This is a genomic window from Agrobacterium sp. NPDC058088, from assembly GCF_042885035.1.
Lineage (GTDB): Bacteria > Pseudomonadota > Alphaproteobacteria > Rhizobiales > Rhizobiaceae > Agrobacterium.
In genome coordinates, this window is record NZ_JBHVSU010000002.1 from 44,797 (window position 1) to 61,475 (window position 16,679).

16 protein-coding genes and 1 tRNA gene are annotated in these 16,679 nt (G+C 59.5%); 9 read left to right on the forward strand and 8 right to left on the reverse strand.

Annotation, left to right across the window (positions count from 1 at the left end):
- Window positions 1–96 precede the first annotated feature (96 nt).
- From ACFVTJ_RS05495 to ACFVTJ_RS05515, 5 genes are all read left to right on the forward strand, one after another.
- Window positions 97–1,893 (forward strand): acyl-CoA dehydrogenase C-terminal domain-containing protein, encoded by a 1,797-nt coding sequence (locus tag ACFVTJ_RS05495; protein WP_386905361.1) that lies wholly within the window; start codon window positions 97–99, stop codon window positions 1,891–1,893.
- 37 nt (window positions 1,894–1,930) lie between these two features.
- On the forward strand, window positions 1,931–3,139 hold the full coding sequence (locus tag ACFVTJ_RS05500) for an acetyl-CoA C-acetyltransferase (RefSeq protein WP_386905363.1): 1,209 nt from the start codon (window positions 1,931–1,933) through the stop codon (window positions 3,137–3,139).
- A 139-nt stretch (window positions 3,140–3,278) separates the two neighbouring features.
- Window positions 3,279–5,495, forward strand: coding sequence for a 3-hydroxyacyl-CoA dehydrogenase NAD-binding domain-containing protein (locus ACFVTJ_RS05505; RefSeq protein ID WP_386905365.1), 2,217 nt, complete (start codon window positions 3,279–3,281; stop codon window positions 5,493–5,495).
- 157 nt (window positions 5,496–5,652) lie between these two features.
- Window positions 5,653–6,084: a hypothetical protein gene (locus ACFVTJ_RS05510; RefSeq protein WP_386905367.1), complete on the forward strand. Its 432-nt coding sequence runs from the start codon at window positions 5,653–5,655 to the stop codon at window positions 6,082–6,084.
- Between the two features lie 286 nt (window positions 6,085–6,370).
- Window positions 6,371–6,446: transfer RNA gene (locus tag ACFVTJ_RS05515), tRNA-Phe, on the forward strand.
- A 219-nt stretch (window positions 6,447–6,665) separates the two neighbouring features.
- Here ACFVTJ_RS05515 and ACFVTJ_RS05520 read toward each other — a convergent pair.
- A complete protein-coding gene (locus ACFVTJ_RS05520; RefSeq protein WP_386905369.1) occupies window positions 6,666–7,001 on the reverse strand; it encodes a helix-turn-helix domain-containing protein in 336 nt (111 codons plus the stop codon).
- Between the two features lie 126 nt (window positions 7,002–7,127).
- Between ACFVTJ_RS05520 and ACFVTJ_RS05525 the strand changes: the two genes are divergently transcribed.
- A complete protein-coding gene (locus ACFVTJ_RS05525; RefSeq protein WP_386905371.1) occupies window positions 7,128–7,406 on the forward strand; it encodes a hypothetical protein in 279 nt (92 codons plus the stop codon).
- Here ACFVTJ_RS05525 and mnhG read toward each other — a convergent pair whose 3' ends face one another.
- The 7 genes from mnhG to ACFVTJ_RS05560 form a co-directional block, all read right to left on the reverse strand.
- A complete protein-coding gene (gene mnhG, locus ACFVTJ_RS05530; RefSeq protein WP_386905372.1) occupies window positions 7,407–7,751 on the reverse strand; it encodes a monovalent cation/H(+) antiporter subunit G in 345 nt (114 codons plus the stop codon).
- Window positions 7,748–8,029, reverse strand: coding sequence for a K+/H+ antiporter subunit F (locus ACFVTJ_RS05535; RefSeq protein ID WP_078051276.1), 282 nt, complete (start codon window positions 8,027–8,029; stop codon window positions 7,748–7,750). The genes mnhG and ACFVTJ_RS05535 overlap by 4 nt, the downstream gene beginning before the upstream one ends.
- Window positions 8,026–8,514, reverse strand: a complete 489-nt coding sequence (locus ACFVTJ_RS05540) for a Na+/H+ antiporter subunit E (protein WP_386905374.1) — start codon at window positions 8,512–8,514, stop codon at window positions 8,026–8,028. Before ACFVTJ_RS05540 ends, ACFVTJ_RS05535 begins: the two co-directional genes overlap by 4 nt.
- Window positions 8,511–10,157 (reverse strand): monovalent cation/H+ antiporter subunit D, encoded by a 1,647-nt coding sequence (locus tag ACFVTJ_RS05545; RefSeq protein WP_386905376.1) that lies wholly within the window; start codon window positions 10,155–10,157, stop codon window positions 8,511–8,513. The genes ACFVTJ_RS05540 and ACFVTJ_RS05545 overlap by 4 nt, the downstream gene beginning before the upstream one ends.
- Window positions 10,154–10,489, reverse strand: coding sequence for a Na+/H+ antiporter subunit C (locus tag ACFVTJ_RS05550; RefSeq protein WP_003493763.1), 336 nt, complete (start codon window positions 10,487–10,489; stop codon window positions 10,154–10,156). The genes ACFVTJ_RS05545 and ACFVTJ_RS05550 overlap by 4 nt, the downstream gene beginning before the upstream one ends.
- Entirely contained in the window at window positions 10,489–13,407 is a 2,919-nt protein-coding gene (locus ACFVTJ_RS05555; RefSeq protein WP_386905379.1) for a monovalent cation/H+ antiporter subunit A, read from the reverse strand. The genes ACFVTJ_RS05550 and ACFVTJ_RS05555 overlap by 1 nt, the downstream gene beginning before the upstream one ends.
- A gap of 106 nt (window positions 13,408–13,513) precedes the next feature.
- Window positions 13,514–13,891 carry a hypothetical protein gene (locus tag ACFVTJ_RS05560; protein WP_386906861.1) on the reverse strand — a complete coding sequence of 126 codons (378 nt, stop codon included), beginning with the start codon at window positions 13,889–13,891 and terminating at the stop codon, window positions 13,514–13,516.
- Window positions 13,892–14,407: 516 nt separating this feature from the next.
- Between ACFVTJ_RS05560 and ACFVTJ_RS05565 the strand changes: the two genes are divergently transcribed.
- From ACFVTJ_RS05565 to cheY1, 3 genes are read left to right on the forward strand one after another with little or no spacing between them, the layout of a single operon-like run.
- A complete protein-coding gene (locus tag ACFVTJ_RS05565; RefSeq protein WP_386905381.1) occupies window positions 14,408–16,003 on the forward strand; it encodes a globin-coupled sensor protein in 1,596 nt (531 codons plus the stop codon).
- A complete protein-coding gene (locus ACFVTJ_RS05570) occupies window positions 16,003–16,302 on the forward strand; it encodes an STAS domain-containing protein (protein ID WP_003503483.1) in 300 nt (99 codons plus the stop codon). Before ACFVTJ_RS05565 ends, ACFVTJ_RS05570 begins: the two co-directional genes overlap by 1 nt.
- A complete protein-coding gene (gene cheY1 / locus ACFVTJ_RS05575; RefSeq protein WP_003493773.1) occupies window positions 16,299–16,664 on the forward strand; it encodes a chemotaxis response regulator CheY1 in 366 nt (121 codons plus the stop codon). Before ACFVTJ_RS05570 ends, cheY1 begins: the two co-directional genes overlap by 4 nt.
- Window positions 16,665–16,679 lie beyond the last annotated feature (15 nt).

A 16,679-nucleotide genomic window follows, 5' to 3' on the forward strand; every position in this document is an offset into this window, starting at 1 on the left:
GCGGAAATTTATTTGACGTTTACGCGCACGTCAAATATTGTCATGACATATCAGCCGGATTGGCTCCGGCGCCCACGATGCGGAGGAACATCGGTAATGCCTGTTTACAAGGCCCCAGTTAAAGATACGCTTTTCATCCTGAACGACGTTCTCGGCCTCGAGCGGTATAACAACCTGCCAGGTTTTGAAGATGCAACCCCCGACATGATCGAGGCGATCACGGGCGAGGCGGCGAAGCTTGCCGAAGAGCGGCTTTTCCCGCTCAACCTTTCCGGCGATCAGCAGGGCTGCAAGCGTGCCGATGACGGTTCGGTTTCCGTGCCTGAAGGTTTCAAGACCGCGTATGACGCTTATTGCGAAGGCGGATGGATCGGCCTTGCCGTTCCCCAGGAATTTGGCGGGCAGGGCCTGCCCTATACGCTGCATGCGGCGATCGGCGAATATATGTCGTCGGCCAACCTGTCGCTGATGATGTATCCCGGCCTGACGCAGGGCGCGATTGCCGCAGTCCTCGTGCACGGTACGCAGGAGCAGAAACAGACCTATCTGCCGAAGATGGTCGAAGGTACCTGGTCCGGCACCATGAACCTTACCGAACCCCATTGCGGCACCGATCTCGGCCTGCTGCGCACAAAGGCGGTGCCGCAGGGCGATGGCACTTACAAGATTTCCGGTCAGAAGATCTTCATCTCTGCCGGCGAACATTCCATGACTGACAATATCGTTCATCTGGTGATCGCCCGTATCGAAGGTGCGCCTGAGGGCACCAAGGGCATTTCGCTCTTCATCGTACCGAAGTTCCTGGTGAAGGAAGATGGCACGCTCGGCGAGCGCAATGGCGTCACATGTGGTGCCATCGAACACAAGATGGGTATTCACGGCAACGCCACCTGCGTCATGAATTACGATGATGCGACGGGTTATCTGCTCGGTGCGGAAAACAAGGGCCTTTCGGCCATGTTCGTGATGATGAACGAGGCTCGCCTCGGTGTTGGCCTGCAGGGCCTTTCCGTGGGCGAAATCGCCTATCAGAATGCGGTGGAATATGCCCGTGAGCGCATTCAGGGCCGTTCGCTTTCCGGCGCGAAATTCCCGGACAAAAAGGCCGATCCGATCATCGTGCACCCGGATATCCGCCGCACGCTGATGACCATCAAGGCCTATAACGAGGCAGGCCGCGCTTTCCTTTTGTGGACAGCGCTGCAATCCGATATCGCCCACCGTTCCACCGATGAGAAGGAACGACAGGCCGCAGACGACCTGCTCGGTCTCGTCACCCCGATCCTCAAGGGTGTTCTGACTGACAAGGGCTTCGACCACGCCGTGATGGCGCAGCAGGTCTTTGGTGGTCACGGCTACATCGAAGAACATGGCATGAGCCAATATGTCCGCGATGCGCGTATCACCATGATCTATGAGGGCGCCAACGGCATCCAGGCGCTTGATCTGGTCGGCCGCAAGCTCGGTATGAATGGCGGCCGTGCCGTGATGGCTCTGTTCAAGGAAATCGGCGATTTCTGCGAGGAAAACCGCGCGGATGAAAGGCTCAGCCTTTACACCAAGGGCCTGAAGAAGGGCTTGAACGACCTTCAGGCCGCAACCATGTGGTTCATGCAGAACGCCATGGCCAAGCCAGACAATGCCGGTGCCGGCTCGACCGACTATATGCATCTCTTTGGCATCGTGGTGCTGGGCTACATGCAGGCGCGCATGGCAAAAGCCGCCAGCGAAGCGCTTGCGGCAGGCAGCGCTTCGGATGAGGATTACCTCAAGACGAAGCTTGTCACGGCGAAGTTTTACATGGAGCGCATCATGCCGGAGACGGCGCTGCGCAAGGCCCGCATCGAAACCGGCGCGGACACAATGATGGAACTGGCCGCAGAAGCATTCTGAGACATCTGGCGCTGACCGCGCCGCAGGGAGAGAGTTTATGACCGACGTTTACATTTACGACCATGTCCGCACCCCGCGCGGACGCGGCAAGAAGGATGGCAGCCTGCATGAGGTGCCTTCCGTTCGCCTGGCCGCCAAGACGCTGGAAGCCATACGCGACCGCAACGGACTCGATACTTCAACCGTCGATGACATCATCATGGGCTGCGTCGATCCTGTCATGGATGCCGGCGCTGTCATCCCGAAGGCCGCTGCCTTCGAGGCTGGTTATTCCAACAGGGCGCCGGGCATGCAGATCTCGCGCTTCTGCGCCTCGGGTCTGGACGCCATCAACTTCGCGGCCGGCAAGGTGAAGGCCGGTTCCGACGATATCGTCATCGCCGGCGGCGTGGAAAGCATGTCCCGCGTCGGGATGGGCATGTCGGGCGGCGCCTGGTACATGGACCCCTCGGTCAACTTCCCGGCCTTCTTCATGCCGCAGGGCGTGTCGGCCGATCTGATCGCCACGAAATACGGTTTTTCCCGTGACGATGTCGACGCCTATGCCGTTGAAAGCCAGAAGCGCGCCGCGCATGCCTGGGAAAACGGCTATTTCAACAAATCGGTCATTCCGGTGAAGGACCAGAACGGCCTGACGATCCTTGACCGCGATGAGCATATGCGCCCCGGCACCGATATGCAGGCGCTGGCCTCGCTCAACCCTTCCTTCCAGATGCCTGGTGAAATGGGGGGCTTCGAAGCCGTCGGCATCATGGCGCATCCGGAAGTGGAGCGGATTAACTACGTCCACCATGCCGGTAATTCGTCGGGTATCGTCGATGGCGCTGCCGCCGTGCTGGTTGGTTCGAAGGCGGGCGGCGAGGCAATGGGCGTGAAACCGCGTGCCCGCATCAAGGCGTTCGCCAATATCGGCTCCGACCCGGCGCTGATGCTGACCGGCCCGGTGGATGTTACGGAAAAGCTTCTAAAGAAGACCGGCATGTCGCTTGCCGATATCGATCTCTTCGAACTCAACGAGGCCTTCGCCGCCGTGGTCCTGCGCTACATGCAGGCTTTCGACATCAGCCACGACCGGATGAACGTTAATGGCGGCGCAATCGCCATGGGCCATCCGCTGGGAGCAACCGGCGCGATGATCCTCGGTACGGTGCTGGATGAGCTGGAACGGCGCGATCTGAACACCGCGCTCGTGACGCTCTGCATCGGCGCTGGCATGGGCACGGCGACGGTTATCGAGCGGGTTTGAGACAGCGGCTACAAGCCCGCTTCCGTCATCCTCGGGCTTGACCCGAGGATCTATCGCCGGTGCTTGGACCCTCGGGTCAAGCCCGAGGATGACGAGGAAAGCGAAGCGGCCATTACGATTCAGGGAAGAGGAATCCCAAATGAGCACTTATACCAATTTCACCATCGAGACGGACGCAGACGGCATTGCCCTCGTCACCTGGGACATGCCGGAAAAATCCATGAATGTCTTCACTTCAGACGTTCTTGAGGAACTGAATGCCATCGTGGATGCCACTGTTGCCGATGCTGCGGTCAAAGGCGTTGTCTTCACGTCAGGCAAGAGCACCTTTTCCGGTGGTGCCGATCTCTCGATGATCAAATCGATGTTCTCCTTTTACCACGAGGAAAAGGCAAAGAACCCGGACGAAGCGGCACAGAAGCTGTTCGATCTCGTCGGCAGGATGAATGGCCTGTTCCGCAAGATCGAGACCAACGGCAAGCCCTGGGTCTCCGCCATCAACGGCACCTGCATGGGCGGCGCATTCGAGCTGTCGCTCGCCTGCCACGGCCGCGTTGCCTCCAGCGCCAAGAGCCTCAAGATTGCCCTGCCGGAAGTCAAGGTCGGCATCTTCCCGGGCGCTGGCGGCACTCAGCGTGTCTCGCGCCTGACCGACGCACAATCCGCCTTGCAGATGATGACCACGGGCCAGTCGCTGACCGGCGCACGCGCCAAGGCCATGGGTCTGGTGCATCAAGTGGTCGAGCCGGATCAGCTGGTCGCAACCGCAAAGCAGATGATCAAGGACGGCCTGAAGCCGGTAGCACCGTGGGATGAAAAGGGCTTCAAGGCCCCCGGCGGTGGCATCTGGACGCCCGCCGCTGCCCAGCTGTGGCCCGCAGCACCCGCGATCCTGCGCCGCGAAAGCGCCGGCAACTATCCGGCGGCACTCGCCATCCTCAAATGCGTCTATGAAGGCCTGCAATTGCCCTTCGATACGGCGCTGAAGGTCGAGCAGCGTTATTTCACCGAAATCCTTCGCTCGAAGGAAGCCTTCGGCATGATCCGCTCGTTGTTCATTTCCATGCAGGAACTGGGCAAGGGCGCGCGCCGCCCGGCCGGCCAACCGAAGACGGAGTTCAAGAAGGTCGGCGTCGTCGGCGCGGGCTTCATGGGGGCGGCCGTCGCTTACGTCACCGCCGCAGCCGGCATCCCCGTCACGCTGGTGGATCGCGATCAGGAAGCGGCAGACAAGGGCAAGGGCCATTGCGAGGAAAGCGTCAAGGCCGCCATCGGCAAGGGTAAGTTGACGCAGGATGAAGGCAAGGCCCTGCTCGACCTCGTCACTGCCACATCCGATTACGCCGCACTCTCCGACGCCGACCTCGTCATCGAAGCCGTGTTCGAGGACCGCGACGTGAAGAAGGCCGTCATCGAAGCCGTGGAAGCCGTGTTGCCGCAAGGCGCAATCTTTGCCTCCAACACATCCACCTTGCCGATCACCGGCCTTGCGAAGAACTCCAAGCGCCCGACCGATTTCATCGGCATCCACTTCTTCTCGCCGGTCGAGAAGATGATGCTGACCGAAGTCATCTTGGGCAAGGAAACCGGCGACAGGGCGCTCGCCGTCGCACTGGATTATGTGGCCAAGATCAAGAAGACCCCGATCGTCGTCAACGACACCCGCGGCTTCTTCGTCAATCGCTGCGTGCTGCGTTACATGGCCGAAAGCTACGATATGCTGATCGAAGGCGTGCCGCCCGCCATGATTGAAAATGCCGCGAAATTCGCCGGCATGCCGGTCGGCCCGCTGGCGTTGAACGACGAAGTGGCGATCGATCTTTCCTACAAGATCCTGAAAGCCACCGTTGCCGATCTCGGCGAAAAGGCTGTCGATCTGCGCCATATGGAGCTGGTGAAGAAGCTGGTGGAAGGCGAAGGCCGCTTCGGCCGCAAGAACGCCAAGGGCTTTTACGACTACCCGCCAAAGCCCGCCAAGAAGTCCCTCTGGCCCGGCCTGAAGGACCTCTATCCGCAGCAGAAGCCTGAAGGCGTGGATATGGAGGTGCTGAAACAGCGCTTCCTCGTCACCGTGGCGCTGGAAGCCGCCCGCACGGTGGAAGAAGGCATCGTCACCGATCCGCGTGAGGCGGATGTCGGCTCTATCCTCGGTTTCGGTTTCGCGCCCTATACCGGCGGTGCGCTGTCCTACATTGACGGCATGGGCGTAAAGACCTTCGTGGCGCTCGCCGAAAAGCTCGGCGAGACCTATGGCCCGCGCTTCAGGCCGACACCGCTGCTGAAGGAGATGGCCGCCAAGGACGAGACCTTCTACGGTCGCTTCGATCCTTATGCAGGCGCCGCCAAGGCGGCCTGAGACTTTCAGTGAATGATTGAACAGGCCCTTCGGGGCCTGTTTTTTATTCTGCCTGTCTCACCGCTTTCCGTGCATCCTTTGCCAGCCTGAGACGTTGAAGGGGCTGACCGGGCAAAACTGCCCGCCGCAGCAATTCAGCATGCCTCAGGAGACAGCGATGAAAGCACCACTGCGATCCCACGGTTTCGACAAGCCATCTGACCTGGACGACGAATTGGCCGAACTTGACGAAGAGGCCGAAGCTATAGCTGCCGAAGCAAAGGTGGAAAATCCCGTAGCCAGGAGAACGCCGACCGCCAATACCATCGACCCGGCGCTGCGCGCAGAACTGGACGAGCTTCGCGAACAGGTCGACAAGATCCGCCGCGATGTCAAACGGCTGGAGGCTGCCCAGCATTCCCGCCACGGGCCCGCACGGCCCCACCACGAGCGCGAGCGCGAGAACTCCCGCCTGATGACGGTGGTGCGCTCCGTCGCGGTCACCTCGCTTGCAAGCCGCATCTTCGCGTCTTCGCCCGTCATGGCGGCGCTAGTGGCCGTTGTGCCTTTCGCGCTTGGTTTAGCAGCGCGGCGCAGCGAAGGAGCATAGCCCCGCCTGCCATGCTGCGCCCTCTGCCAACAGGGATCGATCCTGTACAAACATGATGGTGGGCGAATGCTCTCTGGCGCCCGGAGGCCCTATAGCGAGTTTTCGGGCGTAAACTGGCCCTCACCCGGCGGCCATTGCAGCCATCCACAGGCCTCGTGAAAAAACTGTCAAAAAACTTCGCGATGGCGCTTGCCATGTTCGAACAAGATGTTATAACCCCGCTCACTTTCGGGGCGCCAAACAGCCCCGACCGCCAAAAAGCGGAGGTTCTTCAAGGACCTGAAGTGCCCGGATAGCTCAGTTGGTAGAGCAGCGGATTGAAAATCCGCGTGTCGGTGGTTCAAATCCGCCTCCGGGCACCATTTCTCATCAAATGAGTTTTTATGGTGCGGGTGCTCAATGGTAGCGCCCTCAATGTCAGATTAAAAATTTAATACTATCGACCTGTGTATAGCAGGTGAAGCAATGTCGCTTAATTCGTAAATATGCTGCATAAGCTTTGCATGACAGATGATGCTGAATATCACTGGAAGAAGCAGTCGGACCGCACCTAGATAGGTGCGTAGGATAGTCTCCCGTGATTATAGCTTGCCAGTGAATGCCTCCAGCATGCGGGTGACGCGCACAAGATCGTCCTCATTCATATGTGCAAGTGCCGCATTCACGCGGTGAAGCAGACGACCGCGTTCGCCTCCAGGTGCAATAACAGTACCGGAGCCGAAGAACGCGATGGCGGGAACGCCCAAGGCTTTTGCGATACTTTCGATGGTTTCAAACGACGGCGAAGCGTCGCCTCGTTCCAGACGTCCCATCATCTCAATCGAAAGATCGGCTTTTTCCGCAAGGGCTTCCTGCGTCAGACCCAACGCTTTTCGGTGATGGCGAATATTGCTGCCGAAAATCTTTCTAAGTTCCAATCGCTACCCTCCGAGCTGAAGGGACAGTCGTCTTTGCAACCGCGCGACTTAAGGCATTCCTATTGCTGAAAATCAGAAATATGCAATAATGATGCAGTATGTGGAATTTCTGTCGTGAGATTGCATATGTCCTATATTCATGCGGACCATTTCCCGCTCCTCGCGTTCGGCACGTTCGTGCTGATAGTCTTCCTGTGGGTGAAGTGGGAAAGCTTTATCCGGCCGATGTTCATTCCCCGTGTGGAAATAAAACGGATAGTCGGCGAACTGGTCCAGCAACATGGAGAACGCGCCGCAGAAATAGCCTGCATGGAGGAAGATCGCGCTTGGCGATGTTCGCAGAACTTCGAGCAAGGCAAATGGCGGCGGGTACGCCAAGAGCTTAGGCGGCGGAAAGCACCTTAATTAAAGATGCTCCCGATTATCCGAATTCTGCTCCGCCCGGTCCCGATAAAGCGCGGCGCGCCCGAGCAGCATCAGCGACACCGGCGTCGTCACCGTCATGAAGATGCCGATGAAGATTTCGTGGAAAGCGAAGCGGTCGCCGGAGACGGAGAAATAGATGATGGAGGCCATGACAATGCCGCCGGTGCCCCAGCTGGTGCCGAGTGTGGGCGCATGCAGGCGTTCATAGAAGCTGTTGAGCTTGGCAAAGCCGATGGTGCCGATCAGCGTCAGTGAAGCACCCAACAGCACGAAGAAGGCCACGAGAATGGCGGCCCAGAGCGGAAATTCGTGTGCCTCGCTCATTCGATCACCTCGCCGCGCATCAGGAATTTGGAAAGGGCGACGGTCGAGACGAAGCCGAGAATGGCTATCAGCAGCGATGCCTCGAAGTATATGTCGTTGCCGGTGCGCAGACCGAAGGTGAGGAGAAGCAGCATGGCGTTGACATAAAGCGTATCCATGCCCAGCACCCGGTCCTGGGCGCGCGGGCCGATGGCGATGCGATAGACCGAGATTGCCATGGCGATGGCGAGCATGAACTGCGCCAGCGAAAAGGACCAGAAAAGGATAATCGAACTCATTCGAATATCTCCATCAGCAGTTTTTCATAACGGTTCTTGATAAGGCTTATCCAGGCGGCCTCGTCCACATCATCGAGAACGTGAAGCAGAAGCGTGCCCTGGCTGGAATTATATTCAAGCCATGCGCTCCCCGGCGTCGAGGTCAGGATGGTCGCGAGAACGGCCAGCGCCATGGGATCGCGAATATCGAGCGGTACAGCCAGAAAGCCGGATTTGCGGTCCCTTTCGCGCTTGAACAGAATGATCGTCACGACCGAGATATTGGACCTGATGATATCGTAAAGCACGATCAGGATCAGCAGCACGAGCTTGTGCCAGTTGCGGATGCGCGGCTTGGCGGGCCGTAGCGACGCCATCGCCCAGGAGGCGATGAGCGCGACACCGGTGCCAAGCAGCAGATGCCCCGGCGAAAAGCTGTTGATCGTCATCCAGAAGAAGATCAGCGATATCGTCAGCAGCGGGTAGGGGAGGAGACGGCTCATCATGGCTCCGCCTCCGGGTTGCTGCCCGCTCGCGGTGCGGATATGACGCCCTGAATATAGCTCGCCGGCAGATCGAGAATACGTGCCGTTTCCTGCATGTATCGCATCACGGGTCCAGCCTGCACGGTCATGGCGAGTGTCAGTCCGAGCAGCAGCATGATCGGCGCGATTTCGATCACGAGCACGCGCGGCACGGTGCCTTCGATGGAGGCCCAGAAGGTGCGGATGCCGGCGCGGGTCATCGAGATCAGTGAGGCGAAACCGGCAAAGACGATCAGGAAAACCAACCACCAGGAAAGCGTCGAGACGCTGTCATTGGCGCCAAGGCCCGAAGGGTTGAGAATGGCGGTCAGCATCGAGAATTTAGCGATGAAGCCAGAAAGCGGCGGCAGGCCGGCCAGAAGAATGCCACAGGCTGCAAAACAGGCCCCGAGCACCGCCATGGTGGCGGGCATCGTCACGCCGACCTCTTCTTCCTCGTCTTCCTCCTCACCTTCGCCATAGGCCTCCATGGTCACGGCAAGAACGTTTGCGCCCGCATCCTGTCCGCGTTCCACCAGTTCGATCAGCATGAAGAAAGCGCTGATGGTGAGGGTGGAACTAACCATGTAATAGAGCGCACCGGCCGCAACCGTGGGATTGCCGGTGCCCATGGCGGCAAGAAGCGTTCCCGATGAGACGAGAACCGAAAAACCGGCAAGCCTTCCCAGCGCCTGCGATGCCAGAACGCCGATCGCGCCGAAGATGATGGTTGCGATGCCGCCGACCAGCAACGCATCATGGCCAAAACCGGCAGATTCCCCGGCTGTCTGTCCGAAAAGCAGGAAGGACAGGCGGGCAATGACATAGATGCCGACCTTGCTCATGATGGCGAACAGGCCGCCAACCGGGGCGGAGGCCGCACCATAGGCCGAAGGCAGCCAGAAATTCAGCGGCCACATCCCGGCCTTGACCAGGAAGGCAATACCGAGAATGGCCGAGCCGGTTTCCAGCAGCATGCGCTGGTCGGGGTTTAGCCCTTCGATACGGTGGGCGAGGTCACCCATGTTCAATGTACCGGTCACGCCATAGATGAGGCTGACGCCGATCAGGAAGAACAAGGCGGCAACGAGGTTGATGGCGATGTAATGCAGCCCCGCCTTCACGCGCTGCTGGCCGGAACCATGCAGGAGCAGGCCATAGGAGGCTGCCAGCATCACTTCGAAGAACACGAAGAGATTGAACAGGTCGCCGGTCAGGAACGCGCCGTTGACACCCATCAGCATCATCTGGAACAGCGAATGGAAATGCGCACCGGACTTGTGCCACTTCGCCATGGAATAGATCAGTGACGGAATGGCAAGCAGCGCCGTCAATAGCACCATCAGGCCTGAAAGACGGTCGGCGACGAGCACGATGCCGAAGGGCGCGGGCCAGTTGCCGAGCAGATAGACGCCGCTCGAAACCACGGCTGCGATCTCGGTATTGACGGTCGAGTTCACCTCGCGGAACAGCAGCATGGCGACCACTAGCAACAGCACGGTTGAGGTGAGGCTGATGGCGGCTTTGGCCACACGTTGACGCTCGTCGAAGAACAGCAGCAGCGCTGCGGTGATGAGCGGCAAAAGGATTGGCGCAATGACGATGTGGAAGGGGAACGACATCATTTCGACTCCCTCCCGTCCACATGGTCAGTGCCGGTAAGGCCGCGGGCTGCGAGCAACACCACGAGGAAAAGTGCTGTCGTGGCAAAACCGATAACGATGGCGGTCAGCACCAGCGCCTGCGGTACAGGGTCTGCCAGCGTTGAACTGTCAACGCCGTTCACCAGCACCGGCGGCGCATTGGTCTTGATGCCGCCGACGCCGAAGATGAAGAGATTAACGGCGTAAGACAGCAGCGAAAGCCCGACAATGACCTGATAGGTACGCGGGCGCAGGATGAGCCACACGCCGGAGCCGGTCATGATGCCGATGCCGATGGCGAGAATGAGTTCCATTACACGTCCTCCGCTTTTGCGGCGTCAGGCGTGCGAACGCGGTAGTTACGCAACGATTGGTGTGCCAGTGCTATAAGAATAAGAACGGTGGAGCCGACGACCAGCGAGAAGACGCCGAGATCGAACAGCAGGGCGGATGCAGTCGGCATTTTGCCGATATAGGGTATTTCCGTATATTGGAAATAAGAGGTCAGGAACGGGTAGCCGAAATACCAGGAGCCGATACCCGTGGTGGCGGCCATCAAGAGGCCAAAGCCCATCCAGCGTAGCGGCAGAATGCGGATGCGATCTTCCGCCCAGCGCGCGCCGCCGGCAAGATATTGCAGCAGGAAGGCAATCGCCATGGTGATGCCCGCTGCAAAACCGCCGCCCGGCATATCGTGGCCGCGCATGAACAGGAAGATGGAGAAGGTGATGATGACCGGGAACATCCACTGCATGACGATGGACGGCACGTAGAGATAATCACGCACCGTATCGCCCTTGCTGCGGTCGGGACGTTCGGCATCGAAGGCATTCTGCAGCTGCTGCTGTTCCGGCACGCCAATGCTCTCATGGGCAGGACGGAAACGGCGAAGCAGCGCAAAGACGGTGAGCGCCACGATCGCCAGAACGGCAATTTCGCCAAAAGTATCGAAGCCGCGGAAGTCGACCAGAATGACATTGACGACATTGGTGCCGCCGCCTTCGGTATAGGCGCGTTCCAGGAAATAGGTGGCGATCGCGTTCGGCACCGGCAAGGTCATCACGGCATAGGCGATAACCGACATGCCGATACCGCTGGCGGCGGCCAGCAGAAAGTCCCGCGCGCGGCGAAGCTGCGCCGGCAACTCATCGCTGCTGTCGACCTTTTCAAAGCGTTTCGGCAGCCACCGGAGACCAAGCAGGATGAGAACCGTGGTGACGATTTCCACCAGCAACTGGGTGATGGCGAGATCCGGCGCGGAAAGCCACACGAAGGTGAGGCAGGTAACAAGCCCGGAAACGCCGAGCATGACGAGCGCGGCGAGGCGATGATATTTCGCCTGCCAGGCCGCACCCATGGCCGCAATCATGCCGATCAGCCAGAGAATGGCGAAGATCGGATCGAAGGTCGTGACGCGCGGCAGCGAGAGGGAGAATTCCGAAAGGAAGAGCGGCGAGAAACCCGCAAGAAGCGCGACGAGGATGAGAAGCCTCAGCTGCGGCTGCAGACGCCGCGTGCCGAGCGTGCTTTCCAGCCACCGCGCCCACTTCCAGGACACGGTGACGAGAATGCGCTCGAAGATGCGCTGGCCTCGCAAATGCCGGAAGACCGGCGGACCGTCATCGCAGCGTGAGAAGTAGCCGCCAAGCAGGGCATAGATCGTCACACCGCCGATCAGCGCTGCGATACTCATGATCAGCGGCAGGTTGAAACCGTGCCAGATCGACAGGCTGTAAACCGGTGTCTGTGCGCCAAGAACGGAAAGCACGGCCGAATGCAGGAACGGACCGATCGAAAGGCTCGGAACGATGCCGACGATGAGGCAGGCAAACACCAGGAACTCGATGGGGAAACGCATCCAGCGCGGCGGCTCGTGCGGATTGGGGTTCGGCAGATCGACTGGCTTGGGCCCGAAGAAGACCGTGTGGATGAAGCGCAGTGAATAGGCGACGGCGAATGCGCCTGACAACGTTGCGACATAGGGCAGGGCCCGGTCGAGCAGCGAATCCGCGTGGGTTTCGACGGCTTCGGCAAAGAACATTTCCTTGGAAAGGAAGCCGTTGAACAGTGGCACGCCGGCCATGGCCGCGCTCGCCGCCATGGCGAGTGTCGCGGTTGCGGGCATATAGGTGTAAAGCCCGCTTAAGCGCCGCATGTCGCGCGTGCCGGTTTCGTGGTCGATGATGCCGGCCGCCATGAAAAGCGAGGCCTTGAAGGTGGCATGGTTGACCATGTGGAAGATGGCCGCAACCGCCGCAAGCGGGCTGCCGAGGCTGAGCAGCGTGGTGATGAGGCCGAGATGGCTGATCGTCGAATAGGCCAGAAGCCCCTTCAGGTCCTGCTGGAACATGGCGAAATAGGCGCCGAGCAGCAGGGTGATGATGCCCGCCACGCCAACCAGCCAGAACCACTCCGGCGTGCCCGCCAGCACCGGCCAGAACCGTGCGAGCAGGAAAACCCCTGCTTTCACCATGGTTGCGGAATGCAGATAGGCGGAAACGGGGGTGGGTGCCGCCATGGCATTGGGCAGCCAGAAATGGAACGGGAACTGTGCGCTTTTCGTCAGCGCGCCGCCGAGAATGAGGATGAGCGTCGGCAGATAGAGCGAATGGGCGCGGATAGCGGCACCAGCCTCGATAATCTTGTCGAGATCATAGCTTCCCGCCATGTGGCCAAGGATCAGAAGTCCGGCCAAAAGGCTGAAGCCGCCGATGCCGGTCACGGTCAGTGCCATGCGGGCGCCGTCGCGCGCGCCGGCATTCTGGTGCCAATAGCCGATCAGCAGGAACGAGAAGATGCTGGTCATTTCCCAGAAGATCGACAGCAGGATGACGTTGCCGGACATGACCACGCCGAGCATCGAGCCCATGAACGCGAGAAAGAAGGCGAAAAACCGCGGGATCGGATCTGCCGCCGACATGTAATAGCGGGCGTAGAGCACCACCAGCAGGCCGATGCCGGTGATGAGCATCGCAAAGATCCAGGCAAACCCGTCCAGCCGCAGGGTAAAATTCAAGCCCAGCTGGGGCAGCCATTCCACATCATATTTCAGCACGCCGCCGCCGCTGATCGTCGTATAAAGAAGAATACTGCTGGTGAGACCGAAAAGGGCGACTGCGCCTGCAACCGCGGCGGGACCGGCGGCCGCACCGTCACGCGGCATGAAGGCCGTGAGGAGGGCGCCCACGAACGGCAATGCGACAATAAATGGGAGAAGGGTTGCAAGGGTCATATGCGGCGGCGGTTTTCTCTCTGGAATGGGAGCCTACGGCGGGTTTCCGACGACTCCGATCCCTCAAGGTTCGTCATGAACCCAATGATGATGACCGCCGGACTGACTAATACATAATATGCGGAGGCGCGCGCGGAACCACGCTGGCAAAGTCTCGGAAAGCTTGTGGCACGATGGCAACAGCAACGAGCGAGGCCTTGGCATTGTCGGTGATGTTGGTGATCGGGGAGGGGACCTCCCCGTGCCGGAACCCGGGGCCAGCATTGCGGCTTCGGCACTCGTAATCATTGCCGCCATCGCAATCCTTGTCGCCAAGGGAAAGCGAACGGCTGAGATCGACGGTCTGCAACCGCTCAAGGCGGTTGGCCTTCGAGAGCGCCTTGACGCCGGAAGGCGCCTGAAAGCCGATCATGACGAGCAGGCTCGCGACCACGAGACCGATGAGCACTTGCGGATGGCGCCTTGAACTGCGGCCTTTCTCCATCCGTGGCAAGTTGGCATCTCCTTCGTCGAAAAGGTCTCTTTAAAGCATCACCGCTGAGCGAATATCCTGTTGATTTGTTTTAGGGGAAGCCGCACGCGCTTGTCCAGCGCACTGGCCGGAAAAACCGGCTGGAGCGTCCAATTCCTTTTCGTTTTTGCCCGTTTGCGGCAAAGTAAGGGCAGCAATGGCTAAAAGCTTTTACAAATTTTACCGTTTGACGCGGGTACGCATGTTTCTTAACTTTCAAGCAAGGAATTAACCATAAAGATTGATGGTATTTCCACGGCGGAATGGGGTTTCTCCCCTTCCAGGCATGACGCCGCACTGCCGTACCGGGCTCGATCCGGTATTTTCGTTTCTTGGTTCAAGAAGGTCAGGCAGGCGTCGATGCCGCATCGTCCGCGATGGGTATGTTCGTTCAAAAATCCCCTTAGGGTACTGGCATTCTGAACCTTGACCAATCTGGTCGGGTTTCACCGGCCGTCATGTTGTTGGGGACGTCGGTTGGGGCAGGACTTGCCATCAGATCAAGCGCGCAGATCGGCAGGCGGAAGCCTGGCGGGACGGTTGCGTTTTGCCGGCCTCGATGAAACGCAATCCGATTTTCTGCGCAGCTACCGCGGCATGCTGGAGCCTTACGTCAAGGCCGGCCTGCGCGACGTGATGACCCGTTTCCAGTCCATGCCGGACTGCTCCCCGTCCTTCGAAAGCGAAAACCAGCTCGACCGACTGCATGATCTGCAATCCTCGCACTGGAGCGTGCTGACGGATGCACGTTTCGATGCGCTTTATGCCGAACGGGTGAAGGTTCTTTCCGACAATGCCAGCCGCATGGGTCTCGATCCGCGTTGGCAGATCGCCAGCCACGCCGTCGTTCTGGAGCATCTGCTTGGCGGGCTGGTGGCCGAACATGCGCCACGTTCCATCCTGCCGGGTAACCGAAAGAAGAGCCGTGAACTGGCGGAAGCCGTAAAGAACGTCGTCCGTCTGGTGATGGTCGATACCGAGATCGCCGTATCGTTGCGCTTTAATGAACTGCGTCTGCGCCATGGCCGCGAACTTCAGGAACAGCGCGACAATGACCGCGCTGAAGCGGCAAGCCTGCTCGGCGCGGCGCTGACGGCTTTTGCGGCGGGCGATTTGCAGGCTCGCATCGACGGTGACATCCCCGATGCCTATCGGGATGTTGCGGCAACCTTCAATACGGCGCTCGCGACGATCGGCGCGTCGTTAGTATCAGCTCAGAACGGTGTCGGCGAGGCCGAGGCGTTGAGCGCACGCTTTGCCGATCTCGGTCGTTCCATCGCTGAGCGTTCGCACCAGCAGGCCGAAGCGCTTGCCGAGACGTCCCGGGCACTTCAGGCGATGATTGCGAGCGTGGCCGAAAACGGTGCGCGCATTTCGGCGACGGAAAAGGCAGTGTCCAGCGCCCGCGACGCGGCGGTCGAAAGCGGCAGGGCGATCGGCGAGGCTATCGACGCCATGTCTGACATCGAACAGTCGGCCGAACAGATCGGCCGGATCATCGGCACCATCGACGAGATCGCATTCCAGACCAACCTTCTTGCCCTCAATGCGGGAATCGAGGCGGCCCGCGCGGGAGAAAGCGGTCGTGGTTTCGCCGTCGTCGCGCAGGAAGTCCGTGCATTGGCCCAGCGTTCCGCCGATGCCGCAAGAGAGATCAAGAGCCTGGTCGGCACTACGAAGACCCAGGTCGAAGGCGGCGTGCGTATGGTCAATCGCACGCAGGAGGCGATTGACGGCGTGGTTAAGCAGGTGTCGGGCATCAACGACATGATCGTGGAGGTCTCGCGCCGCACCGCCGATCATGCCGGCGAACTGCAATCGGTCACTGCCGATATTGTCGAGCAGCAAAGGCATGCCGGTCGAAATGTGGCCGATAGCAATGCCTGCGCCTCCGAGGCGGATGCTCTTCATACCGTCATTCTGGAACTCGGCCGCACCGTGCGCGAATTTCGTATTGCCCGCCAGGAACATTTCGCTGCCGCCGCCGGTGCGGATCGGCAGCACTCATCATTTATGGCCCGTGCGGATAACCGTACGGAGAACGGCCAGTATTACCAACAATTCAAGCGCCAGGGAGTCATGTAATGGCAGCCAGAAAAGCAGCTGAGGCGACGCTGAAACTGTCACCGGTGCTGGATCTCAACGAAGCATCGGCCCTGCACGGCAAGCTGATGACGCTGAGAGGAGCACCTTTGTCCGTCGATGCGTCTGAGGTGGAGCGCATCGGCGCGCTGTGCGCCCAGGTCCTCATGGCCGGCGCGAAATCCTGGGAAGAGGATGGCAAGCCCTTTGGTTTCGCAAGGGTTTCCGATGCATTCGACAAGACCATGAAACTGATAGGCGTCGATATCGACCATTTGCTCCCCAAGGAGATGCAAAAGTGAAGAAAAAAGTTCTCACCGTGGATGATTCCAGAACGATCAGGAACATGCTCCTGGTCACCCTTAACAATGCCGGTTTCGAGACCATTCAGGCCGAGGACGGCATCGAGGGTCTGGAAGTGCTGGAACAGAGCAACCCGGATGTTATCGTGACCGACATCAACATGCCGCGTCTCGACGGTTTCGGCTTCATCGAGGGCGTGCGTCGCAACGAAAAGTACCGGGCGATCCCGATCCTCGTTCTGACGACCGAAAGCGATGCAGAGAAGAAGAACCGCGCCCGCCAGGCCGGTGCAACGGGTTGGATCGTCAAGCCTTTCGATCCCGCAAAACTCATTGATGCCATTGAGCGCGTAACTGCCTGATACAGGACATTTCAC